This is a genomic window from Halobacterium sp. DL1, from assembly GCA_000230955.3.
Taxonomy (GTDB): Archaea; Halobacteriota; Halobacteria; order Halobacteriales; family Halobacteriaceae; genus Halobacterium.
On the sequence record CP007060.1, the window covers coordinates 1,641,831 to 1,664,018 of the forward strand.

Annotated in this window: 21 protein-coding genes and 1 pseudogene; 15 read left to right on the forward strand and 7 right to left on the reverse strand. The window is 66.3% G+C overall.

Annotated elements, in window-relative coordinates; genetic code table 11:
- Positions 1–117 precede the first annotated feature (117 nt).
- Positions 118–777, reverse strand: coding sequence for a DNA-binding protein (locus HALDL1_10210; protein AHG03936.1), 660 nt, complete (start codon positions 775–777; stop codon positions 118–120).
- A gap of 86 nt (positions 778–863) precedes the next feature.
- Between HALDL1_10210 and HALDL1_10215 the strand changes: the two genes are divergently transcribed.
- Together HALDL1_10215 and HALDL1_10220 are read left to right on the forward strand one after the other, a co-directional pair.
- On the forward strand, positions 864–1,652 hold the full coding sequence (locus tag HALDL1_10215; GenBank protein AHG03937.1) for an epimerase: 789 nt from the start codon (positions 864–866) through the stop codon (positions 1,650–1,652).
- Entirely contained in the window at positions 1,649–2,074 is a 426-nt protein-coding gene (locus HALDL1_10220; protein AHG05280.1) for a hypothetical protein, read from the forward strand. The genes HALDL1_10215 and HALDL1_10220 overlap by 4 nt, the downstream gene beginning before the upstream one ends.
- Here the strand turns inward: HALDL1_10220 and HALDL1_10225 are convergent.
- Both HALDL1_10225 and HALDL1_10230 read right to left on the reverse strand, forming a co-directional pair.
- Positions 2,059–2,568 carry a universal stress protein gene (locus tag HALDL1_10225; GenBank protein ID AHG03938.1) on the reverse strand — a complete coding sequence of 170 codons (510 nt, stop codon included), beginning with the start codon at positions 2,566–2,568 and terminating at the stop codon, positions 2,059–2,061. The genes HALDL1_10220 and HALDL1_10225 overlap by 16 nt on opposite strands.
- A gap of 357 nt (positions 2,569–2,925) precedes the next feature.
- Positions 2,926–4,100: pseudogene (locus HALDL1_10230) on the reverse strand (creatinine amidohydrolase).
- Between the two features lie 110 nt (positions 4,101–4,210).
- Between HALDL1_10230 and HALDL1_10240 the strand changes: the two are divergent.
- The 6 genes from HALDL1_10240 (at position 4,211) to HALDL1_10265 (ending at position 10,024) form a co-directional block, all read left to right on the forward strand.
- On the forward strand, positions 4,211–4,630 hold the full coding sequence (locus HALDL1_10240) for a lactoylglutathione lyase (GenBank protein ID AHG03939.1): 420 nt from the start codon (positions 4,211–4,213) through the stop codon (positions 4,628–4,630).
- Positions 4,631–4,876: 246 nt separating this feature from the next.
- Positions 4,877–5,482, forward strand: coding sequence for a carbon monoxide dehydrogenase subunit G (locus tag HALDL1_10245; GenBank protein AHG03940.1), 606 nt, complete (start codon positions 4,877–4,879; stop codon positions 5,480–5,482).
- Positions 5,483–5,545: 63 nt separating this feature from the next.
- Positions 5,546–6,508: an ATPase gene (locus HALDL1_10250; protein AHG03941.1), complete on the forward strand. Its 963-nt coding sequence runs from the start codon at positions 5,546–5,548 to the stop codon at positions 6,506–6,508.
- A complete protein-coding gene (locus tag HALDL1_10255) occupies positions 6,498–7,760 on the forward strand; it encodes a hypothetical protein (GenBank protein AHG05281.1) in 1,263 nt (420 codons plus the stop codon). The genes HALDL1_10250 and HALDL1_10255 overlap by 11 nt, the downstream gene beginning before the upstream one ends.
- 237 nt (positions 7,761–7,997) lie before the next feature.
- Positions 7,998–9,053: an inner-membrane translocator gene (locus HALDL1_10260; GenBank protein AHG03942.1), complete on the forward strand. Its 1,056-nt coding sequence runs from the start codon at positions 7,998–8,000 to the stop codon at positions 9,051–9,053.
- A gap of 80 nt (positions 9,054–9,133) precedes the next feature.
- Positions 9,134–10,024 carry an ABC transporter permease gene (locus tag HALDL1_10265; protein AHG03943.1) on the forward strand — a complete coding sequence of 297 codons (891 nt, stop codon included), beginning with the start codon at positions 9,134–9,136 and terminating at the stop codon, positions 10,022–10,024.
- 92 nt (positions 10,025–10,116) lie between these two features.
- On the opposite strand, the gene HALDL1_10270 is transcribed toward HALDL1_10265, so the two are convergent.
- Positions 10,117–10,884 (reverse strand): short-chain dehydrogenase, encoded by a 768-nt coding sequence (locus HALDL1_10270; GenBank protein ID AHG03944.1) that lies wholly within the window; start codon positions 10,882–10,884, stop codon positions 10,117–10,119.
- Positions 10,885–11,211: 327 nt separating this feature from the next.
- Here HALDL1_10270 and HALDL1_10275 point away from each other — a divergent pair, with 327 nt between their 5' ends.
- From HALDL1_10275 to HALDL1_10290, 4 genes are all read left to right on the forward strand, one after another.
- Positions 11,212–12,483, forward strand: coding sequence for a hypothetical protein (locus tag HALDL1_10275; protein AHG05282.1), 1,272 nt, complete (start codon positions 11,212–11,214; stop codon positions 12,481–12,483).
- 28 nt (positions 12,484–12,511) lie between these two features.
- On the forward strand, positions 12,512–13,267 hold the full coding sequence (locus HALDL1_10280; protein ID AHG03945.1) for an amino acid ABC transporter ATP-binding protein: 756 nt from the start codon (positions 12,512–12,514) through the stop codon (positions 13,265–13,267).
- Positions 13,218–13,958: a branched-chain amino acid ABC transporter ATP-binding protein gene (locus HALDL1_10285; GenBank protein AHG03946.1), complete on the forward strand. Its 741-nt coding sequence runs from the start codon at positions 13,218–13,220 to the stop codon at positions 13,956–13,958. The genes HALDL1_10280 and HALDL1_10285 overlap by 50 nt, the downstream gene beginning before the upstream one ends.
- 94 nt (positions 13,959–14,052) lie before the next feature.
- Entirely contained in the window at positions 14,053–14,451 is a 399-nt protein-coding gene (locus tag HALDL1_10290; GenBank protein ID AHG03947.1) for a universal stress protein UspA, read from the forward strand.
- Between the two features lie 57 nt (positions 14,452–14,508).
- Here the strand turns inward: HALDL1_10290 and HALDL1_10295 are convergent, their stop codons facing one another.
- From HALDL1_10295 to HALDL1_10305, 3 genes are all read right to left on the reverse strand, one after another.
- Complete coding sequence (locus tag HALDL1_10295; protein ID AHG03948.1) at positions 14,509–15,213, reverse strand: cyclase; 705 nt, start codon at positions 15,211–15,213, stop codon at positions 14,509–14,511.
- Between the two features lie 87 nt (positions 15,214–15,300).
- Positions 15,301–16,578 (reverse strand): histidinol dehydrogenase, encoded by a 1,278-nt coding sequence (locus HALDL1_10300; protein ID AHG03949.1) that lies wholly within the window; start codon positions 16,576–16,578, stop codon positions 15,301–15,303.
- A gap of 210 nt (positions 16,579–16,788) precedes the next feature.
- On the reverse strand, positions 16,789–18,270 hold the full coding sequence (locus HALDL1_10305) for a methylmalonate-semialdehyde dehydrogenase (protein ID AHG03950.1): 1,482 nt from the start codon (positions 18,268–18,270) through the stop codon (positions 16,789–16,791).
- A 170-nt stretch (positions 18,271–18,440) separates the two neighbouring features.
- Between HALDL1_10305 and HALDL1_10310 the strand changes: the two genes are divergently transcribed.
- Genes HALDL1_10310 through HALDL1_10320 form a run of 3 tightly spaced genes read left to right on the forward strand, consistent with a single transcriptional unit; the run spans position 18,441 to position 22,181 of the window.
- Positions 18,441–18,926 carry a carbon monoxide dehydrogenase gene (locus tag HALDL1_10310; protein ID AHG03951.1) on the forward strand — a complete coding sequence of 162 codons (486 nt, stop codon included), beginning with the start codon at positions 18,441–18,443 and terminating at the stop codon, positions 18,924–18,926.
- The gene (locus HALDL1_10315; GenBank protein ID AHG03952.1) at positions 18,919–21,312 is read left to right on the forward strand and encodes a carbon-monoxide dehydrogenase; all 2,394 of its coding nucleotides are present in this window, start codon (positions 18,919–18,921) and stop codon (positions 21,310–21,312) included. The genes HALDL1_10310 and HALDL1_10315 overlap by 8 nt, the downstream gene beginning before the upstream one ends.
- Positions 21,312–22,181 (forward strand): molybdopterin dehydrogenase, encoded by an 870-nt coding sequence (locus tag HALDL1_10320; GenBank protein ID AHG03953.1) that lies wholly within the window; start codon positions 21,312–21,314, stop codon positions 22,179–22,181. The genes HALDL1_10315 and HALDL1_10320 overlap by 1 nt, the downstream gene beginning before the upstream one ends.
- The last annotated feature ends 7 nt before the right edge of the window (positions 22,182–22,188 follow it).

Below are 22,188 nucleotides of genomic sequence, written 5' to 3' on the forward strand. Positions count from 1 at the left end.
GACACCGCCACGTCACCCTCAGAACGGAGCGTCCAATCCTCTGCCACCCGACGCTCGAAAACCGTCATTTGCCCATAAACTATTGTCCGGGCCGACCCAGGAGGTCCGTCCGGGTAGTCAGTCCCCGAGGAACGACCTGAGCTGCGTCGACTCGGCCTTTCGCAGGTGTTCGGCCGCCGTGCTCGGTGCGCAGCCGATGGCGTCGGCGACGTCCTCGTGGCTGGCCGTGCGGGGAATCTCGTAGTAGCCCAGAGTGAACGCGGCGTCGAGGGCCTCCCGCTGGCGGTCGCTCAACAGCGAGTCGAGCACGCCGGGCACCCGCTCCATCCCGCCGACCTCCGTGACAGTCACGTCGATCGGGTCGGGGATTCGTTCGACGACCGCCTGGATGTCCGCCGCGGGCCCAAACGCGGAGTACGACACCGTCCCGTCCGCGGCGTACTCTATCGGGGGTATCGCGACGACCGGGCCGTGGTCGACGAGTTCGAACAGTTCCCGGACCGCCTCGTTGGTCGCGTCCCTGATGTAGACGTAGAAGTCGTTGGGCCCGGCGGGCGTGAGTTCGTAGTCGAGCACCTCGGGAATCTCCGCGATGGCCGCCTCGAACGGCTCCCGGTCGCCCTCCACGTAGTGCATGATGCCGAGTTCGTCACCGGAGAAGTTCCAGTGCATCGCGGTCGCCCGGTCGACGTACGGCGCGTTGACGATGAGGTCGAACATCGGGTGTATCTCGGCCTCGCGGCCGCCCGCGTCGAGGGTCAGGCGGACGTGGTTCATACGCGATGGTCCCACGCTCCGCGACTTAAACCCCACAGACGCGTCCGGCAGTTGAAACATCGTGGCCCGGCGCGAAGTCCCACGTGATGCCCACTCGGACCCTGCTCACTGGCGCAACGGGGACGCTCGGAGCGACGTTGCTCCCGCGACTCCAGGCCGACGGACACGACGTGCTCGCGGCGAGTCGGTCGCCGCCGACCGACGGCGACGCGAGATGGCAGACGCTCGACCTGACCGACGGAACAGGCGTGGAAGATGCGGTGAGTGACGTTGACGTCGTCGTGCACGCGGCGACTGCCCCACAGGGAGACAGCGAGGCCGTCGACGTGCGCGGCACCGAACGCCTGGTCGAGGCGGCGACTGAAGCGGGCGTTTCCAACTTCCTCTACGTCTCCATCGTCGGCGTCGACGAGATTCCGTTCTCCTACTACCAGCACAAGCGGGAGGCGGAGGAAATCATCGAGACGAGCGACGTGCCCACGACAATCGTCCGCGCGACGCAGTTCCACTCCTTCGTCGGTGACCTGCTCGACGGCGTGTCACGTCTCCCGGTGTGGCCGCTCCCCACCAGGCTACGGGTCCAGCCCATCGCCGTCGAGGACGCCGCGGACGCCATCGTCGAGCACGCGGCGGCGGACCCCGCGGGCCGAGTGCCGCCGGTAGGCGGCCCGGAGGTGCTGACGCTCGGCGAACTCGCAACGGCGTACCGCGCCGCGAGAGGGCTCCGTCGCCTAATCGTCCGCCTGCCCCTCCCGGGAAAGGTCGCCGGCGGATTCCGCGCGGGCGAGGGCACCTGCCCCGACCGAACGGTCGGGTCGGTGACGTGGGAGGAGTGGCTCGAGACCCGATACGGGAGCGGAACAGGGGAACGGTGAACTGCGACGATCGGCTGGTCGCGGGCGCCGTTGCCGTCCACCTCGCGCTCACGCTCGGCCACGGCTGGGCGCACGCCTCGATTCCGGTGCCGTACGTGGAGTGGCAGGGCGTCTACGCAGGAGTCGTGTTGTTTCTCGCACCCGTCGCCGGCCTGCTCGCGCTGGTCGGCGGTCGGCAGCGGCTCGGCTACTGGCTCGTCCTGCTCGCTGGCGTCGGCGGCGTCGCCTTCGAGGGGCTGTTCCACTTCGTCGTCCACAGTCCGGACCACGTCGCATCGGTCGGGAACGCCGCGGGGCTGTTCGCCTCCACGGCGGTGCTGACGACGCTCGGGGACGCGCTCCTCGTCGCCGTCGCGTACTGGTCACTCCGCACATCCACGACGGCGAGCGGCGTCCGGAGGCCGCGTCACTCGGGTCCGTAGACGCCGGTGTCCAATTCCGCCCGCGGAGTGGCCTCACGGAGTTTCGCAATCTTCGTCGGGCTCCGGTGGCGGACGATGACGACGTCGTAGGCGTCGTCTGCCGCGACGCTCGCGCCGACGCAGCTCACCGTCGTGACCATCCGGCCGGCGTTCTCGCTGCCGATGAACACCATCGACGCCTCGGCTTCGCGTGCCACCCGTCGCACCCGCTTGGCCACCGTCCCCGCGCGAGCGTACCGGTCGACGACGAGGTGGCGAAACTCCGCGTCGGGGCAGAGCGAGCGCACGGCCTCGCGGAGTCTCGCCACGACCGTCTCCATCTCGAACTGCTCGTCGGCGTCGATCAGGTCTCGCTCGCGGGCGAAGCTCGCCCCGCCCTCCGGAACCACGCTCACGGCGAGCACCGGCTCCTCGAGGACCGCGCTGAACTCCGCAGCGCGCACCAGTGCCGCCGCGGCGAGCTCCGACCCGTCGAAGGGGACGACCAGAGTCATATCGAGTAGCTGTCTCGTGGTGGCAAAAGTCCCTCGGGTGTGTCCCAACTGATGGGAACAGTCGGTCGTCTATCTACGACCGACCTAACGACCCGAAATTCCGTTCCGGTCGACGAGTGTCAGGGTAAGACGACCATACTTATTCCATCATTTACGCAAGGTTATCCTACTCTACGGGCAGTTGTATCAACCCTCGATAAGCGAAGTCGTTTATATAAACTTCTGACATTAACACACTCTGTCGGCGGTGAACGGGGGTATACAACCAGCCGTTTCTGGTTGCGAGCCAGCGCGGACTTCGCCGTCTCCACTCGCGCCCCGTTCTCGACTAGATTCCGGGTCCGATCACCTTCTGAGCTACCCTTCCACTCCTGACGACCCCGCATCCCGGAGCGCTGCGAACTCGTCGCGAACGTAGTCGGCGTGTGCGTCCGCTACGAATTCCAGGAGCGTCTCACCAGCCTCGGCGGTCGCGGGGCGGGCGTCGCCGAGGACGCCGTTCTCCGCGTGCGTCTCCACTCCTTCCGCGAACAGCGCCGCCGCGGACACATGGTCCGTGTAGCCCTCGGGGAGGTCCTCTGCGACGAGTTCCGGAGCGAGAGCGAGCACCATCGCCGTCTCGCTCGCGCCGGCGTGGCTGACTGGCTCGTCGACCTCGATGCCCGCCTCCCGGAGCCCCGCCTCGAGCAGTTCCATGAAGCGCCGGAGCCCCGTGACCGCGACCACGTGGACGTCCGTCTCTCGCGCCAGTTCCGGGAACGCGGCGTCGACGACGGGAAACCATCCACCGTGTCCCGGGAGGACGACGACGCGCTCGAACCCCTGCGCCTCGAACGATTCGACGTAATCCCGGAGGAGCGCAGTCAGCGTCTCCGGCGAGACGGACACGGTCCCGGGAAGCCGGCGTGTTCCTCCGAGGGGCCGACTGGGACAGTGGGCGCGACGCGCTCCCGGACGTCGTTCAGCAGGTCGTTGAGGTGGCTCTCGGGGGTCCGGGAGTAGGCCGTCCGCGAGCGCGTGGCGCCGCTGAAATCCGCCTCGACGACTCCGAAGACGGCCTCCATCTCGTCGGGGATTCCGGGGAGAACGTAGACGTTCCCGCAGACGCAACCCGGGACGATTCCCTCCTCGTTCGGGACAATCTGGGCGCCCGCGGGATACTGGGACCCCGCCTCCACGTCGTGGTCGAACTCCGGGTACTCCTTCCGGATTTCTTCGACGGCTGCCTGGACCTGCTCCCTGGCCTCCGGGTGAGGTTCGAGCGACCGTTCGAGGGCCCTGGCCACCGCGTCGACGGTGACGTCGTCGGGCGTCGACCCGAGACCGCCCGTGGTCACGACGAACGTACACGACTGTCCCAGTTCGGCCACCGCGTCGGCGATTTCGTCGACCTCGTCGGGGACGACGCGGATCTGTCGAACCCGGACGCCGCGGTCGGTCAGGCGGCTGGCCAGCCAGGTCGCGTTCGAGTTCTCGATGTCGCCGGCGAGCAGTTCGTCGCCGACCGTGACGACCGCCGCTGTCGTGGGCATTCGTCGTCTCCTACGGTGTTGCGTTCCCTAACTCTAGGGGCGACCGACGAGAGTTCGCCGAGAACACTGCACCGGTGGGAACTTTGGGGGCGCGCGGTGTAGCGTGGGGTATGACGGAGCTACGGATGCACCACGTCGGCATCGTCGTGAGCGACCTCGAGGAGTCGGTCTCGTTCTACCGCGACACGCTCGGCTTCGACGTCGCCGCGGAGTTCACGGTCTCCGGCGACGGAATCGGCACGGCCGTCGACGCAGACGGCGTCACCGGCGACTTCGCCCACCTCGACGCGGGCGACGGGCTCGTCGAACTCATCGAGTACGACCCCGCGGGCGACGACGTGAGCGCTGACGCCATCACCCAGCGCGGGGCGAAACACGTCGGCTTCACCGTCGAAGACATCGACGCGTTCCACGCGGACCTGCCCGACGACGTCGACACTGTCAGCGAGCCGCAGCAGACCCAGAGCGGCGCGACCATCCTCTTCTTCGAGGACCCGGACGGGAACTTCGTCGAGGTGGTCGAGGCGTGACCGGAGCCCAGGGCCGTTCGCTCGCGACGAACTAACGACGCCTCCTGTTGGCTCGGCAGCGCGCAGTCTCGTTTCGGCAGTACCGATTCGGGGTCGTTCCGTCGGGCGGTCTCGTCCGCCTGTGACAGAACACACTCCTCGCTCGGAGCTCACAGAAGGGCAAGCGTTTATACTCGTGGACGCAATTTTTCCGGTGTAAACACGATGAGTGCTATCACACCACTTGTACGCGGGGGGCGGTAATCGATGGAGTTCGACGGGACGTTCACGCTGGAGGGTGCGACGACCAAGGAGGTTTGGCTGGCGTTCTCCGACCCGGTCATGATCAAGAACGCGCTGCCGGGCTGTCAGTTCCTCGTGGAGGTCGACTCCGCGGACCCCTCGGACGTGGACTTCGAGGCATTACAGGCCGAGGCCGAGGAGCGCGATGACCCGCCCACGCTCCCGGACGCGGACCCGGAGGACGTCGCCGAGCGGGCGTTCAAGGAGGGGGGCCACTATGCGGCGCTCCTGCAGTTGAGCGTCGGCAGCGTCAAACCCCGCTTCGAGACGGTCATCACCATCGACAGGCGCGAGATGCCCGAGATGGACGCCTCGGGGCAGGGCCAGTCCAGCAACAGCAGTTTCGACATGACCTCCGGCATGACACTGCACGAGGTCGACGACGGCGTCGACGTCGAGTGGTGGGCGGACACGGACGTCTTCGGTCGCATCGCGAACATGGGCCAGCGCATCATCAACCCGGTCGCCAACCGGGTCGTCAAGCGGTTCTTCAAGCAGGTCCAGAGCAAGATCAGCGACGTCAACGAGGACGACACCGGCGTCCGGGACCGCATCCGGGATCTGCTATGACAGCAGCGGTCCGCCCGCACCGGAGCGCCACGCTCGGGTGGTCTCGTCCGTAACCGGCACACAATGAATCCGGGAACCAGCCAGTCAGTCATCGAATCCGAGTCAGACCTCAGAGCGGCCTTCGAGGCGGCCGACTACGTCGCCGGCGACGAGATCGTCACCACGGTGAGCCTCGCGATGCGCCTGGAGAAACCGCTGCTGGTCGAGGGGCCGCCGGGCGCCGGGAAGACTGAGATAGCGAAGGTGCTGGCGTCCGCGCTCCAGTCCGAACTCGTCCGCCTCCAGTGTTACGAGGGACTCACCGCCGAGAACTCGCTCTACGAGTGGAACTACACGAAACAGTTGCTGGCCGTCCAGACGCGCGCCAGCGCCGGGGAGAGCGGCGGCGCGGAGAGCGACTCCGTCTTCTCCGAGGAGTACCTGCTCGAGCGGCCGCTGCTGCGCGCGCTGCGCGCCGGTACGGAAGCGCCGCCGGTACTCCTCATCGACGAGGTGGACCGCGCGGACGAAGCGTTCGAGGCGCTGCTGCTCGAGGTGCTGAGCGACTTCCAGGTGTCCGTGCCCGAAATCGGCACCGTGAGCGCCGACGTGGCGCCCATCGTCGTCATCACGTCCAACCGGACCCGGGGGCTCAGCGACGCGCTGAAGCGGCGGTGTCTCTACCTCTACATCGAACCGCCGGACTACGAGAAGGAACGCACCATCGTCGAGCGGAAGGTCCCCGAGCTGGAGGCCGCGCTGGTCGACGACGTCGTGGGGTTCGTCCAGGGGCTCCGGGGGACCTCGCTCCGCAAACAGCCCGGCATCTCGGAGACGCTCGACTGGGCGCGGGCCATCGCGGCCTACCACGCCGAGGGGGACGACCTCTCGGTCCCGGAGGTCAAGCGCACGCTCGCCTGCCTCCTGAAGGAGGCCGATGACGTCGAGCGCGTCGACGATGACCTGATAGCGGAGCTTCTGGCCGAGCGCCCGACCGCGTCGGCGAACGGGGCGGGGAGCCAGGGCGACGGATCAGATGGCGGGTGACGGGCCGGGAGATGAGTCGCCCGTCCGACTGTTCGAGGAGTCCGTACACGGCGAACTCGTAACGTTCGTCCGCGCGCTGCGAGCGGCGGGCGCCGCGGTCCCCGCGAACGCCGCCATCTCGGCCGCCGAGGCGCTGTCGGCGGTCGGTCTGACTGAGAAGGAGCGGACACGCCTGGGCTTGCGCGCCGCGGTGCTTACGCGGGCGGACGACCGGGACCTGTTCGACCAGCTGTTCGAGCAGTTCTGGGACCGCATCCAGGACGCGACTGCGGGGAGCCAGGACGATGCGTCCGACCTGGCGGACGACGAGGGGTTCGGCTTCGACGTGGATTCGGATCCAGCAGAGTCCGAGACAGTCGACGAACTCCCCGGGGAGTCCGACGGCGCCAGCGGGAGCGAACTCTCGGTCGGCGAACAGGAGAGCGACCCCGCGGACGTCTACGAGATGGCCCAGTACAGCCCCGTGGGCGCCTCCGAGTCGGTCGCAGCGACGTCGCTCTCGGCGGAGGAGGCGACGGCGGCAGCGACCGAGCGCCTCACCGGGGTGCTCGCGACGCTCGCGGGGCGGCTGCCCGAGCACACGGAGTCGGGGTCGCGGCCGGACGTCAGGCGGGCGCTGCGGTCGAGCGTCGCGACGGGCGGTGTCCTCACGTCCGTCCCGGAACTCCAGCGGAGACGGAGCGAGGTCCGCGGCGTCGTGTTCGCGGACGTGAGCCGGTCGATGCTGGACGTCCTCGACAGGTCGTTCCTGGTCGGGTTCCTCCGGGCCGTCCACCAGTCCTGGCGGTCCGCGCGGTCGTTCATCTTCGACACGGACGTCAGGGACGTCACCGACGCGCTCGACGCCGAGACGGCCGACGCGACGTTCACCGCCCTCGAGGACGCCGAGGCGGCGTGGGGTGGCGGCACGCGGATCGGCCACGCCATCGAGTCGGTGCGACGAACCGACCCGGACGTCGTGGACCGGCGGACGGTCGCGGTCGTACTCAGCGACGGACTGGAGATGGGCGACCTCGACGAACTGGAGTCCGGGATGGCGTGGTTGGCGCGGCGTGCCTCGCTGGTCGTCTGGTTGAACCCCCTCGCGAAGTCGGGGGAGTACGAGCCGACGGCGGCAGGAATGGCGACGGCACTTCCGTATATCGACTGTCTCTACCCGTTCGCCGGAGTCGAGGACGTCGACGCACTCGCACGCGAACTACAGCGCTACCCGCCCCAGCGGGTCGGTGTTCGGGCGGGTTCCGGCTACTGAACGCTTGCGTCGGCAACACCTGGGCAACCGGTGGCGTTTGTGACCCGCGGAATCCAATCTCTCGGTCACCCACTGAAATGATGGTTGTTCCGACAGAAACCAGAGGTTCGCCTGGACAGCCGTTAGTTCTGCGCCCTACGGGAGAGAGATTTTGGACTGCTCGTGTAATATATTATGTGTCAACGTAAGAGATTTGAACGGTACCTTTATAGTGAACGGGTGCCGCTTCCTTTGGTAATGGAGAGCAAGGAGCAAGAGTCGGGTTGGCTAGAGAGAACCGCGTCCATGGTCGCTGGGCGGGAGATACTGTTGCTTTTCGCGCTCATACTCTTCCCCCTGTTCCTCACGGGGAACTTCTCGCTCACCACACACGTGTTGATCTTCGCGATGTTCGCGATGGGCTACTACATCTCGCTGGGGGAGACGGGCATGCTGACGTTCGGCCACGCCGCCTTCTTCGGACTCGGCGCGTACGGCTCGGCGTTCTGGCTCGTCCACGTCGACGCCCCGGCCTACCTCGGCTTCTTCGGCATCGTCACCGGGACCCTGCTCGCCGTCGTCGGCGGCATCATCATCGGTGCGCTCTCTCTCCGGCGGCGAGGGACGTACCTGGCGCTCATCACGCTGGCGTTCCAGCAGATGGTCTACTTCACGTTCTTCCAGTGGGAGTCCGTCACCGGCGGCGACGACGGCCTCTACGGGCTCTCGACGCCGAAGCTCGGAATTCCAGGCGTCTTCGTGCTCGAGTTCGAGGAGGGACTCGGTGGGCTGGTCACCTCCGAGATGCTGTTCTTCCTCTTCGTGTTCTTCATCTTCACCCTGAGCGTGCTCGCGATCAGGCGGCTCAAGCAGTCGAAACTCGGCCACGTCTTCAACGCGGTCCGGGAGAACGAGGAACGCGCGAACTTCCTCGGCTACAACGTCCAGCGCTACCGGATGATCGCGTTCGTCGCCAGCGCGGGCTTCGCGGGCCTCGGCGGCACCCTCTACCCGGTCTACCTCAACTTCGTCGGTCTGAGCACGCTCAACTGGGTGCTCTCCGGGGAGGTCAACTTCTTCCTGCTGCTCGGCGGCCTCGGGTCGTTCCTCGGTCCGGTCGTCGGGACGATGTCCTACTACTGGGTGGTCGACGAGATCAGCGCCTTCACCGACCACTGGCAGCTCATCGTCGGCCTCATCTTCATCTCGCTGGTGCTGTTCCTCCCGGAGGGCATCGTCGGGACGCTCCGGAACTACGTCTCTGACCGCACGTCGTACACCATCCACGAGGTGCCTCCACGCAGCGATGACTGAACGCCACAGAACAGACGGACGCGCAGGCGGCGCAGTCGAACCGGCGACCACCCACACCACTACACGGAGTCGAACGTAACATGGTATCCACAAGCCAATTCCTGATTCAGGTACTGAACGGCCTCTCGCTGGCGAGCATCTTCGCACTGACGGCGATGGGACTGACTATCATCTTCGGGCTGATGGGCGTCGTCAACTTCGCCCACGGAGCGTACTACGGCCTCGGCATCTACTTCGGGCTCGCCGCCCTGCAGATGATCTCCGGGCCGTGGGCGTTCTTCGCGGCGTTGCTGGTCGCCCTGCTGGCGACGGCCGCCGTGGGGGTGGCCACCGAGGTGACCGTGATACGGCCGCTCTACGACCGCGACCTGATAGCGTCGTTGCTGTTGACCTTCGGGGTGATGCTCGTCCTCCACGAGGTCATCCGGCTCGTCTGGGGGGTCGGTAGCCAGACCATCAGCACGCCCTCCCTGCTCAGCTTCTCGGTGGGCCTGGGCATCATCAACTACCCCGCGTACCGGCTGTTCGTCATCGGGATGGCGGTCGTCGTCTCCCTCGCCGTCTGGCTGTTCCTCCAGCGGACGGACATCGGGATGATCATCCGCGCGGCCACGGAGAACCGCGACATGGTGAAGGCCCTCGGCATCGACATCGACCGCGTCTACACGTTCGTCTTCGCGCTCGGCGTCGGCATCGCGGGTCTGGCGGGCATCCTCCACGCGCCGATGATCAGCGTCTACCCCGAGGTCGGGACGACCATCGTCGTGCAGAGCTTCGTCGTGGTCGTCATCGGCGGCCTCAACAGCTTCCGCGGGTCCATCATCGCGGCAGTGCTCGTCGGCGAGGCGAGCGCGCTCTCGTACCTCATCTGGCCCCCGATGACCGACGTCGCCATCTTCATCGTGATGGCGCTGTTCCTCATCCTGCGCCCCCAGGGCATCTTCGGCAAGTCCCTGGGTGGACTCGAGTAGCCCGCACGCAGCCCCTTCCCTGGTCTGTTCTCAGTCGCCACTGCGAAAAACTACCACTGCCGAGAGAACGAGCGGCTGTCCCGTCGGCGACGTCAGTACCAGACGCTGCCGCCGTCGACGTTGACGTCCTGCGCGGTGACGTGGCGGCCCTTCTCGCTGGCGAGGTAGACGACCTGGTTCGCGATGTCCTCGGGGACGACGAGTTCGCCGAGCGCCGCGTCCTCGGTGAACACGCGGCGTTTGGCCTCCTCGTAGGAGACGTCCATCTTCTCGGCCTGCTTCTCGATGACGCTCTCGATTCTGGGGCCCTTCGTCGCGCCGGGACAGATGGCGTTGACGGTGACGTCGTCCTCCCCGAGTTCGAAGGCGAGCGTTCGCGTGAGTCCGATGACCGCCATCTTCGACGCCGTGTACGGCGTTCGGTTGGGGAGCGGGCGCTTCCCGCTGATCGAGGAGAGGTTGACGACACTTCCGGCGTCGCTCTCCCGGAGGTGTTCGGCGGCGTGTTTCGTGGTGAGGAACATCCCCATCACGTTGACGTCCATCGTCTGCTGCCACTCGTCGACCGTCACCTCCTCGACGGGGGCCGTGGGACCGGCGATGCCGCTGTTGTTCACGAGGCAGTCGAGGCCACCGAACTCGTCGACCGTCGCCTCGATGGACGACGCCACGGACGCCTCGTCGGTGACGTCGGTCTCGACCGGGAGCGCGCCCTCGCCGATTTCGTCGGCCGTCTCGTAGATGCCGTCGCTGCGCGCCGCCACGGCGACGTTCGCACCCTCGTCGGCCAACGTCACGGCTATCTCCCGGCCGATGCCCTGGCTACCGCCGGTGACGAATGCGGTGAGTCCGTCTAGCATAGGTGCTACGTGAGCGGACGGCGGCAAATAGTTGTTCCCGGTAACGGAAGAACCGGTCCACAGCCACCGGGAGAACGATACTATTGAATTTGTTATATTTGTGGGGGAGTCACTGGATTGACGGAGTCGCCCCTTCGGACGACACGGCGCGCGTGCAGTCCGAGATGCGGCAAATAGGTCCGGGTAACTGACGATGCACTCCCTGGGGGACTGGTTTAACCTCGGGTCGCACGAAATTATGCCGGATTTCTGTCTCTTATCGTCTACGTGGCACGTTTTAGAGAAACATTTATCAGGGATGTCTATGATAGAGATTCACGCACATTCATGAACGGGGAGAATTCGGCAAGCGAAACGCGGAGGAGCAGCGGCGTCTCGCGGCGCGACGTCATCAAAGCATCGGGGGCAGGAGGACTCGTCGGCATCACGGGACTGAGCGGCTGTCTCGACGTGCTGTCGGGTGGCGGCAGCGGAACGGTCAAGCTGGGGACGGCGTTCCCGTACACGGGCGCCTACAGCGAGGAGGCGAAGACACAGAAGCAGGGCGTCGACCTCGCAGTCAAGGAGATCAACGAGAACGGCGGCCTGAACGGAGACGAGGTCGAGGTCGTCGACCGCGACACGGAGCTTAACGGGGACACGAGCGCACGGCGCATCCGTGACCTCATCAACAACGAGGACATCGACCTGCTCGTGGCGAACCTCTCGGGAGGCATCTCACTGCAGACGAATACGCAGGCCAAAGAGGCCGGTATCCCGTACATGGCGGGCTGCCAGACGATCCCGGACTTCCACACCGAAGAGAACCTCTACGACTGCTCGTACACGCCGTACGCGCTGAACTACCAGACCCAGTACGCGAACGCCGCGTTCATCCACGAGAACCTCGGCGAGACCATGTACGGCCTCTACGCCGACTACGCGTGGGGCCAGGACTCCTGGAAACACCAGAAGAACGCGTTCCAGGAACTCGGCGGCACCATCGACGGCGAGGTCGCCGCGCCGCTCGGCGCGAGCGACTTCTCCTCGCAGCTCTCCTCCGCGGAGAACTCCGACGCGGACGTGCTGTTCATCCAGAACCTCGGCGCCGACCAGGCGACGTCGCTCAGCCAGGCCCGCGAGTTCGGACTCCACGAGAACAAGGAGATCTTCATCGGCCTGACGACGGTGACCGTCGCGCGGCGCGCCGGTCTGGACCAGTGGGACAACATCTACGCCGGCATCCAGTACAACGCGAACGCCGACAACCCGGCCACCAACGAGTTCGCCCAGAAGATGTCCGACGAGTTCGACAACCCCGGCGACTCCTACTCCGCGGTCTGTTACACCGCGACCAAGGAGTTCGAGCGCGCGGTCAACAGCGCGGAGAGCCTCGAACCCGAGGACATCACGAGCGCCATCAACGAGAGCCCGTCGTTCCAGCACACCAAGACCGGCGAGGAGTGGCGCGACTGCGACAACCAGGCCATCCAGGACTGGTACATCGTCCAGGGCAAACCCCAGTCCGAGCAGGAGGACGAGTGGGACATCTTCGCCTTCGAAGACACCCAGGGTGGCAGGGACCTGCTCCCCGAGTGCGGCGGCGACCTCTACACGTAACGCCACCTGAACACCGGTTTCCGCTACAATGCCACTACTGCAAACAAAAGGACTAACGAAGCGATTCGGCTCGTTCGCCGCCGTCGACTCGGTGGACTACCACGTCAACGAGGGCGAGATCGCGAGCATCATCGGCCCGAACGGGGCCGGCAAGACGACGTTCTTCAATCTCATCACCGGCGAGTACGAGGCGTCAGAAGGGACCATCACGTTCGGCGGGTCGGACGTCACCGACCTCGAACCGTACGAGCGCGTCCAGCGCGGGATTGGGCGCGTGTTCCAGATATCGAACGTCTTCCCCGAGCTGACCACTTTCGAGAACGTGCGGCTGGCGGTCCAGTCTCGCGAGACGGACGGCCAACGAGGGATCATGCAGAAGGTCACCGACGACCAGGAGATCATCGACGAGACCCACGACATCCTCGAGGAGCTGAAACTCCACGAGAACCGCCAGACGGTGGCGGCCAATCTCTCGTACGGGAACAAGCGACGCCTCGAGATCGGGATGGCCATCGCGCTCGACCCGGCGTTGCTGTTGCTCGACGAGCCGACGGCCGGCCTCCCGGAGGAGGAGATGCACGAGGTGTCGGAGTTCATCCGCTCGGTGTCCGACGACCACACCATCCTCCTCGTGGAGCACAAGATGGACGTCGTGATGGGGCTCTCCGACCGCATCTCCGTCCTCCACGAGGGCGAACTGATCGCGGACGGCACTGTCGACGAAATCCGCAACAATGAGCGCGTCCAGAGCGTCTACCTCGGGGAGGACAGCATCTATGCTTGAGGTCTCGGACGTAGACGCCTACTACGGGGAGACCCAGGTCCTGTTCGACGTGAACCTCAACGTGGAGCCGGGCGAGGTCGTCTCCATCGTCGGGCGGAACGGCGTCGGGAAGACGACGACGCTCCGGTCGATCCTCAACCTCGCCGAGGTCAAGGACGGCACGATCACGTTCCGGGGCGACGACATCACCCGGATGGACACCCAAGACATCGCGAGCCGGGGGATTGGCTACGCCCCCGAGGAGCGGGACATCTTCGCCGGACTGACCGTGCGGGAGAACCTGAAGATGGCCGCGACGTCGATGTCCGCCTCCCGGACCGAGAAGCGCATGGAGGCAGTGACCGAGCGATTCCCGAAGCTCCGGGAGCTGTACGAGAGCAAGGGCGGCCACCTGAGCGGCGGCGAGCAGCAGATGTTGACCATCGCTCGCGCGCTGATGGAGGACAACGAGATCATCCTCATCGACGAACCCACCGAGGGACTGGCGCCCCGCATCGCCGAGGACGTCAGGGACGCTATCGCCGACCTGAAAGGCGAGAAGACGGTCCTACTGGTCGAGCAGTCGACGAAGCTGGTGTACGAACTGTCCGACCGAATCTACGGGATGGTCGACGGCGAAGTCGTCTACGAGGGGACGCCCGACGAGGCCGAGGACACCGGCCGCGTGAAGGAACTGCTGACCATCCAGTAGACCCCCGAACCGCCCGCCGCTGAACCCCTGCTTCTGACCGTTATTGTGCGTCCTCGGGGCAACCTATAAGCAGCCGCTGCGCCGAACTACTCGCATGTACCGGGTACTCGTGGCGGTCGGCGACGACGAGGACAGAGTGACCAAACAGGTCGAGTTCGTGAAGTCGCTACCGGGGACGGCGGACGAGGTGGAGGTCACCGTCGTCCACGCCGTCGAGAACCGGAAGGGGTCCCGCGACCTCCAGAAACCGGACCGCATCCAGTCGGTCCGCCACGCCGACCGTACGCTCACCGAGGCCGGCTACAGCGTGACCGAGGAGGACGCCCGGGAGGACCCCGTGGAAGGCATCGTCACCGTCGCCGACGACATCGACGCCGACCTCGTCGTGCTGGGTGGTCGGAAACGAAGTCCCGCCGGAAAGGCGGTGTTCGGCAGCGTCACGCAGTCCGTCATCCTCACGACCGACCGCCCCGTGGCGGTCACCGGCACCTGAGCGGGCCCAGGCGTTGCCTAGAACCGATTCTACTGTTCTTTCGCACTCTACCCGTGGTCACTCCTCGCGGATGGCGACAGCGCGGATGGGCGAACCGGTGCCGTCGCGGATGGGGAGCGGGAGGCCGAGGAACGTGAACTCCTCGCCGACGACTTCGTCGATGTTCCGGAGGTTCTCCATGTGTGGGAGGTCGTGCTCCCGGCAGAGCGTGTGGCAGGGGTAGGTCGGGTCGTCGGGCGTGTCGGGGCTCGGCTGGTCCACGCCGAAGTTGACGACGCCGTGGTCGACGAGCCACTGGGTCGCCGCTTTGTCCAGCCCTGGGTAGTTCGCCGAGTACTCCCGCGTCGGGTGGGTCTCGTCGTAGTGACCCGTCCTGAGCAGGACGGTGTCCCCCTCCTCGACAGTCACCCCGGCGTCCTCGCAGGCGGCCTCGATGTCGTCAGCCGTGATGTACTCACCCGGCCCACGGTGCGAAACGTCGATGGCCTTCCCGGGGGAGCGGAACGTGTCGAGGGACATCTCCTCGATGGAGTCGCCGTCCTCGCTGTAGTGCCGTGGGGCGTCGACGTGCGTCGGGCCGTGCTCGCAGATGAGCAGGGCGTTCGTCTCGAACGTGAACGGCGGGTCGTCGTCAAGTTCCTTGCGGAGCATGTAGTCGATGTCCTCGAAGGAAGTGTCCCGCCACGTCACCGTCTGCTGGTGGGTGTGGTACACTGGTTGCCCCTCGTATATCTCCTGAGTGAGGTCGACGATGTCAGCCATAGGTTCACACTTCTCATGGCGTGGCGTGATTATAACGATAGGGGTGTACTGGACAGCACTACCCGGAGAACGGAGGGAGAGTAGCTGCTATTCGTCGTCGAGGAGGCGGGCCTCCGCGGAGAGCTGGTGGGCGTGGGTCCCCTCCAGTTCACAGATACGGGCCGCCCACTTCGCGACCTCGCCAGCGCCCTCTCTGGTCGCCTCCTGGTGGGTGAGCGTCTTCAGGTACGTCCCGACCCAGATGCCGCCGCTGTACTTCGACACTTCGAGCGTCGGCAGGCTGTGGTTGGTGCCGACGGCCTTGTCGCCGAAGACGACGGGCGAGTGCTCGCCGATGAACAGCGAGCCGTAGTTCCGGAGGTCGTCGACGAGTTCGCGCGGGTTCTCGACCATCAACTGGAGGTGCTCCATCGCGTAGTCGTTGGCGGCCTCGACGGCGGCGTCGCGGTCGTCGGCGACGATGACCTCGCCGTTCTCTTCCCAGGACTCGCGGGCCACGTCCTCGGTACGGATGCCGGGGAGCTGGTCGTGGAGTTCGTCGACCACGGCGTTCGCGTGGTCCTCGTCGAGGTCGATGAGTACCGCCCGCGAGTTCGGGTCGTGCTCGGCCTGCGCGAGCAGGTCGGTCGCGACGAGCCCCGCATCGACGGTTTCGTCGGCGATGATGAGCACCTCAGTCGGGCCGGCGAGGAAGTCGATGCCGACGTGGCCGTACACCTGCCGTTTCGCCTCCGTCGTGAAGATGTTGCCCGGGCCCGCTACCTTGTCGACGGCGGGGATGGTGTCCGTGCCGTAGGCCATCGCCCCGATGGCCTGTGCGCCGCCGGCGACGAAGATGTCGTCGGCGCCCGCCTGGTCCATCGCGTACAGTTGCGCGGACTGGATGGAGCCGTCGGACTGGGGCGGCGCACAGGCGACGACGCGGTCGACGCCGGCGACCTTCGCGGGAACGATGGACATCGCGGGCGCGGCGACCAGCGGGTGGCGACCACCGGGGATGTAGACGCCGGCCGTCTCGATTGGGACGATGCGCTGGCCGAGGTGGACGCCCTCCTGGAACTCCTTCTCGAAGGACTGGAGGTGCTCGCGCTGCTCTTCGTGGAACCGGTGCACGTTCGCGATGGTGTGGTCGATGGTCTCCTTCTCGTCGGCCGAGAGGTCGTCGTGGGCGGCCTGTATCTCCTCGTCACCCACGCGCAGGTCGTCGCGCTCGACGTCGTCCCAGCGGCGCGTGAACTCCCGGATGGCGTCGTCGCCCGACTCCCGGACCTCCGAGAGGATGTCGTGGACGGAGTCCGTCACGTCCTCCGGAATCTCGAGAGCTTTGCGCTCGGTTTCCTTCAGGTATGTTAGAGATTGTGACACGTATTAAAGATGCCCTCCAGTTCACAAAAGCGTTTGGGGGAGCTATCGGCGCGCCGATAGCTGTCACTGGGATCGAAACCGGAGGTAGAGGCAACATTCGGCAGTTACAACCCAGTACTGCTTCGGAGAGAGATAGAGTGGTAAGATACCAGTCACGTTCTGGAGGCGGTGCCGGTGGCAGTTCGCCGAACCGAGTGGTTCGAGCGCGACTCAGGCGTCCGGCCAGCGCTCGATGTAGACGTGCTTGTCGGTGTAGAAGTGGATCATGTCCTCGCCCTGGGCGTGCAGGTCGCCGAAGAACGAGTCCTTGCGGCCGCCGAAGTGGAAGAACGCCATCGGCGCGGACGTCCCGACGTTGACACCGAGGTTCCCGACGTCAGCCTCGTGACGGAACTTCCGGGCGTCGGCGCCACGGCCCGTGAACAGGCTGGCGGCGTTCCCGAAGTCGCTGGTGTTGAGGCGCTCGATGCCGGCGTCGACGTCCTCGACGGAGGCGAGGGCGAGCACCGGTCCGAACACCTCCTCGCGGGCGATGACCATGTCCTCGGTCACGTCGCCGAAGACGGTCGGGCCGAGGAAGTTGCCGTTCTCGTAGCCCTCGACGGTGACGTCGCGGCCGTCGACGAGCAGGTCGGCGCCCTCCTGGACACCGGTCTCGATGTAGTTCCGGACGGAGTCGACGTGGTCGGGGGTGATGAGCGCCCCGATGTCGGTGTCCTCGTCCAGACCGTACCCGACCGTCTGGTTCTCCGCGGCCTCCACGACGAGGTCCGTGAACTCCTCGTAGACGGACTCCTCGACGAGCGCGACGTCGTTCGCGAGACAGCGCTCCCCGCCGCAGGCGTACGACGAGGAGACGGTCTTCTGGGCGGCGAACTCCAGGTCCGCGCTCTCCGTGACGATGACGTGGTTCTTCGCACCGCCCTGGGACTGCACGCGCTTGCCGTGCTCGGCTGCCGTCTCGTAGACGTGCCGTGCGACGGGCGTGCTGCCGACGAAGGAGACGCCCGCGATGCCCTCGTGTTCGAGCAGCGTGTTCACCGTGTCCACGCTCCCGTGGACGAGCTGGACGACGCCGTCCGGGAAGCCGGCCTTGTCGATGAGTTCGAAGATCTTCTCGGCGACCAGCGGGTCCTGCTCACTGGGCTTGAGGATGAAGCTGTTCCCGGTGGCGACAGCGTACGGGAGGAACCAGAGCGGAATCATCCCCGGGAAGTTGAACGGCGTGATGGCAGTGAACACGCCGAGCGGCCGCCGGACAGCCGTCTCGTCGATGTTCGGTGCCGCGTTCGGGAGCGAACCGGCCTGCATCATCGACGGGATGCCACAGGCCACCTCGACGTTCTCGATACCCCGGCGGAGTTCACCCCGCGCCTCGTGGACGTTCTTGCCGTGCTCCTGGACGAGGACCTCCGCGAGTTCGTCCTGATTGTCCTCGAGCAGTTGCTTGAACGCGAACAGCGGCTGGATGCGCTCCTCGACGGGCCGCTTGCTCCAGCTCTCGAACGCCTCCTGGCCGCGCTGTACGGCGTCGTCGACGTCGCTCTCGGAGCTGTAACCGACGTAGCCGAGTTCCTCGTTGGTCGCCGGGTTCACGACCGGCTGACCGTCCTCTCCTGTCGGTGACTGCCACCCACCACCGACGTAGTTCTGCACCTGTTCCTCCTCCGTCAGGGGCTCCAGATCGCTCATCGGGGGTATGTTATCCCGAACCAAGAAAAGGGTTCGCGTGTGAACGGTGTTTAGTGTGACACGAACCGGGCTTCATTACCTTCGATTGGCCCGCCTGGACTGGGTTACCCCGACGATACCTTTTTCATACAGTGTTGGCATTATTCTACGAGACTTGTGGGAGAGTCACAATGGCAAGACACGACATAACACTCACTGTAAACGGGGAAGAGCAGACGCTTTCGGTAGACTCGGAGACGCTGCTCGTCCACGCGCTTCGCGAGGAACTCGACTACACGGGGCCGAAGGTGGGCTGCCAGAGCACGATGTGTGGCGCCTGCACGGTGCAACTCAACGGCGACCCGGTCAAGTCGTGCACCCTCTTCGCCGTCCAAGCCGACGGGCGCGAGGTGACCACCGTCGAGGGACTCGGTGATCAGGACGACCTCCATCCACTCCAGGAGAGCTTCCGGGAAGAACACGGCCTCCAGTGTGGCTACTGCACGCCGGGGATGTTGATGACTGCCGATGGCCTCCTCGAGGAGAACCCAGACCCCGACCGTGAGGAGATCCGGGAGGCCCTCGAAGGGAACATCTGCCGCTGCACCGGCTACGAGAACATCGTCAACGCCGTCGAGTCGGCGGCCGCGAAAGGGGAGGGCGGGAGCGATGACTGAGTTCACCGAGGGCGAGTCCATCGGCGACTCCATGGAGCGCCGCGAGGACCTGGAACTCATCACCGGCCACGGCGACTACCTCGACGACCTGAAGCGGCCGGGGATGCTGTACGTGTCCTTCGTGCGCAGCGAGTACGCCCACGCCCGCATCGAGGACATCGACACGGAGGCCGCCGAGGCCCACGACGACGTGGTCGCCGTGTTCACGCACGAGGACGTCGAGGCCGCGGGCGTCCCGGGCGACATCCCCCAGATCTACCGCGTGCCGAATCTCACCGAGACCGAACACCTCCTGTTCGCCCGCGACAAGGTCCGCTACCAGGGGAAGCCGGTCGCTGCCGTCGTCGCGACGGACCGCTACGCGGCGCACAACGCCCTCGACCTCGTGGACGTGAACTACGAGCGACTGGAGACCGTCACCGACCCCGTCGAGGCGGCCAACGAGGACGCGCCGACGCTCCACGAGGAGCGACCCGACAACGTCGCGTTCACGTGGGGGACCGGCGACGAGGAGGCCGTCGAGGAGGCGTTCGAGGCGGCCGACCGGACGGTCAGCTTCGAGTACGAGAACCAGCGCATCGTCCCGAACGCACTCGAACCGCGGGGCGCGCTCGCCGAGTACGACCCGTACGACGAGCAGTTGACGGTCCACACGCCGAGCCAGCAGCCGTTCCTCCACAAGACGATGCTCGCGGACGTCCTCGACCACCCCGAGCGAAAGGTCAGGGTGCAGGCGCCGAACATCGGCGGCGGGTTCGGGAGCAAGTCGATGGTCTACCCCGACGAGGTGGCGACCGCGTTCTGCGCGATGCAGCTGGACCAGCCCGTGAAGTGGGTCGAGACGCGCGGTGAAGCGTTCCAGGCCGACGAACACGGCCGCGGTCAGTACGTCGAGGCCGAGGCCGCCGTCGACGAGGACGGCCGGATGACCGGTCTGCGCGTCGAATCCACCGCCGACATGGGCGGCGAACTCGGGTCGAAGGGCTGTCTCGCACCGTCGACGACGTTCGGCCTGCTGCTGTCGGGCCAGTACGAGATTCCCGCCATCCGCTTCGACAGCACCGCGGTGTACACGAACCGGACGCCGACGGGCGTCTACCGCGGCGTCGGGCGGGCGGAGGCCATCTGCACGCTCGAACGACTGGTCGACAAAATCGCCCGCGAACTCGACGTCGACCCGGCGGAGTACCGCCGCGACCACCTAATCGAACCCGACCAGTTCCCCTACGAAACCGGCCTGGGAAGCACCTACGACAGCGGCGACTACGAGAAGGCCCTCGACAAGGCCCTCGACATGGCCGACTACGAGGAACTCCGCGAGCGGCAGGCGGAGCTCCGCGAGGAGGACCGGTATCTCGGCATCGGCATCTCCTGTTTCATCGAGTCCGGCGGCCTCGCGCCGTCGAGTCTCTCCGAGATGTTCGGAATGGGGCTCCCGGACGCCGCCGTGAAATCGAGCTACTGGGAGTCCAGCACCATCCGGGTCCACGGCTCCGGCGAGGTTACCGCCTACGTCGGGACGGCGAGCCCGGGCACCGGCGTCGAGACGACCCACAGCCAGATCGTCGCGGACAAACTCGGCATCGAGGTCGACGACGTCTCCCTCTACGAGGGGAAGGACACAGACAGGGTTCCCGACGGCACGGGGAGCGTCGGCTCCCGGAGCGCCCCGGTTGGCGGTGGCGCCATCAAGCACAGCATCGACAAGGTCGTCCAGAAGGCGACCGAGATAGCGGCCCACCACCTCGAGGCGAGTCCGGAGGACGTCGAGTTCGAGGACGGCGAGTTCTACGTCTCCGGGGCGCCCGGCCGGTCGATGTCGCTGCAGGCCATCGCTACGGAGTCCCAGGTCGCGACGGAACTCCCGGAGGACATGGAACCGGGTCTCGAAGCGACGTCGTACTACGACCCCGAGAACTTCACCTGGGCGTTCGGCACGCACGTCGTCGTCGTCGAAGTCGACGGCGAGACGGGCGAGGTGGAACTGCTCGACTACATCGGCGTCGACGACTGCGGCGTCCAGATCAACCCCCAGGTCGTCGAGGGCCAGATCCAGGGCGGCATCGCGCAGGGCATCGGCCAGGCGCTTTACGAGGGCGCGGTGTACGACGACAACGGGAACCTGCTCACGGGGGCGTTCCAGGACTACACGGTTCCGAAGACGACACTCATGCCAGACCTCACACTCGACAGCACCGAGACACCGAGTCCACACAACCCGCTCGGCGTGAAGGGCGTCGCCGAGTCCGGGACCATCGGCGCGACGCCGGCGGTGGCGAACGCCGTCGTGGACGCGCTCGAACCGTTCGGCGTCGAGAACGTCGAGATGCCGATGACCGACAGGCGCGTCTGGCACGCGATTCAGGACGCGGAGGAGGGGTCGTAATGTACCCCGACTCCTTCGACTACTACCGGCCCGACTCCGTCGACGAGGCGCTTGCGCTGATGGACGAACACGCCATGGACAGTCCGGCAATCCTCTCGGGCGGTCACAGCCTCGTGCCGACCATCAAGTCGGGGCTGGCGTCCCCGGACGTCATCGTCGACATCGGCGAGATAGACGAGATTACGGGCATCGAGGAACGCGAAGACCACGTCCACATCGGCGCGTGCACCCGGTACTCGGACGTCGTCGGCCACGACACCGTCGAGGAGCACGTCCCCGTTCTCGAGGAGGCCACGAGCGAGATCGGCGACACGCAGGTCCGCAACCGCGGCACGGTCGGGGGGAACATCGCCCACGCCGACCCCGCCTCGGACCTGCCGGCCGTCGTGGTAGCGACGGACGCGACGATTCACGCCCAGGGCCCCGAGGGCACCCGGGAACTCGCTGCGGACGACTTCTTCCTCAGCGTCTACATGACGTCGCTCGGCCCGGACGAGATTCTCACCGGCATCGACTTCCCGAAACTGGAGAACGGCGTGGCGGCCTACGAGAAGAAGCCAAGTCCGTCCTCGGGTTACGCGATGGTCGGCGTCGCGGCGCGCCTCGAGTTCGACGGCGAGACGGTCTCCGAGGCGGGCATCGCCGCCAACGGCGCCCTCGACCGGGCAGTCCGACTCGACGCGGTCGAAGCGGAACTCGAGGGGAGCGAACCGACGACGGACGCCATCTCGACGGCCGCCGAGGCGGCGACGGACGAGTACGGTGCCGACGAGATGATGGACGACATCCAGGCCGATGGCGCGTACCGCGCGCAACTCCTGGAGTCGTACACCCGGCGGGCGCTCGAGACCGCGGTCGACCGGCGATAGACCGTCC

Bases quoted from the DNA above. Each gene is read 5' to 3' on its own strand.
- HALDL1_10210 (AHG03936.1), bottom strand. From the start codon at position 777: ATGAACCACGTCCGCCTGACCCTCGACGCGGGCGGCCGCGAGGCCGAG.
- HALDL1_10215 (AHG03937.1), top strand. From the start codon at position 864: ATGCCCACTCGGACCCTGCTCACTGGCGCAACGGGGACGCTCGGAGCG.
- HALDL1_10225 (AHG03938.1), bottom strand. From the start codon at position 2,568: ATGACTCTGGTCGTCCCCTTCGACGGGTCGGAGCTCGCCGCGGCGGCA.
- HALDL1_10240 (AHG03939.1), top strand. From the start codon at position 4,211: ATGACGGAGCTACGGATGCACCACGTCGGCATCGTCGTGAGCGACCTC.
- HALDL1_10245 (AHG03940.1), top strand. From the start codon at position 4,877: ATGGAGTTCGACGGGACGTTCACGCTGGAGGGTGCGACGACCAAGGAG.
- HALDL1_10250 (AHG03941.1), top strand. From the start codon at position 5,546: ATGAATCCGGGAACCAGCCAGTCAGTCATCGAATCCGAGTCAGACCTC.
- HALDL1_10255 (AHG05281.1), top strand. From the start codon at position 6,498: ATGGCGGGTGACGGGCCGGGAGATGAGTCGCCCGTCCGACTGTTCGAG.
- HALDL1_10260 (AHG03942.1), top strand. From the start codon at position 7,998: ATGGAGAGCAAGGAGCAAGAGTCGGGTTGGCTAGAGAGAACCGCGTCC.
- HALDL1_10265 (AHG03943.1), top strand. From the start codon at position 9,134: ATGGTATCCACAAGCCAATTCCTGATTCAGGTACTGAACGGCCTCTCG.
- HALDL1_10270 (AHG03944.1), bottom strand. From the start codon at position 10,884: ATGCTAGACGGACTCACCGCATTCGTCACCGGCGGTAGCCAGGGCATC.
- HALDL1_10275 (AHG05282.1), top strand. From the start codon at position 11,212: ATGAACGGGGAGAATTCGGCAAGCGAAACGCGGAGGAGCAGCGGCGTC.
- HALDL1_10280 (AHG03945.1), top strand. From the start codon at position 12,512: ATGCCACTACTGCAAACAAAAGGACTAACGAAGCGATTCGGCTCGTTC.
- HALDL1_10285 (AHG03946.1), top strand. From the start codon at position 13,218: ATGAGCGCGTCCAGAGCGTCTACCTCGGGGAGGACAGCATCTATGCTT.
- HALDL1_10290 (AHG03947.1), top strand. From the start codon at position 14,053: ATGTACCGGGTACTCGTGGCGGTCGGCGACGACGAGGACAGAGTGACC.
- HALDL1_10295 (AHG03948.1), bottom strand. From the start codon at position 15,213: ATGGCTGACATCGTCGACCTCACTCAGGAGATATACGAGGGGCAACCA.
- HALDL1_10305 (AHG03950.1), bottom strand. From the start codon at position 18,270: ATGAGCGATCTGGAGCCCCTGACGGAGGAGGAACAGGTGCAGAACTAC.
- HALDL1_10310 (AHG03951.1), top strand. From the start codon at position 18,441: ATGGCAAGACACGACATAACACTCACTGTAAACGGGGAAGAGCAGACG.
- HALDL1_10315 (AHG03952.1), top strand. From the start codon at position 18,919: ATGACTGAGTTCACCGAGGGCGAGTCCATCGGCGACTCCATGGAGCGC.
- HALDL1_10320 (AHG03953.1), top strand. From the start codon at position 21,312: ATGTACCCCGACTCCTTCGACTACTACCGGCCCGACTCCGTCGACGAG.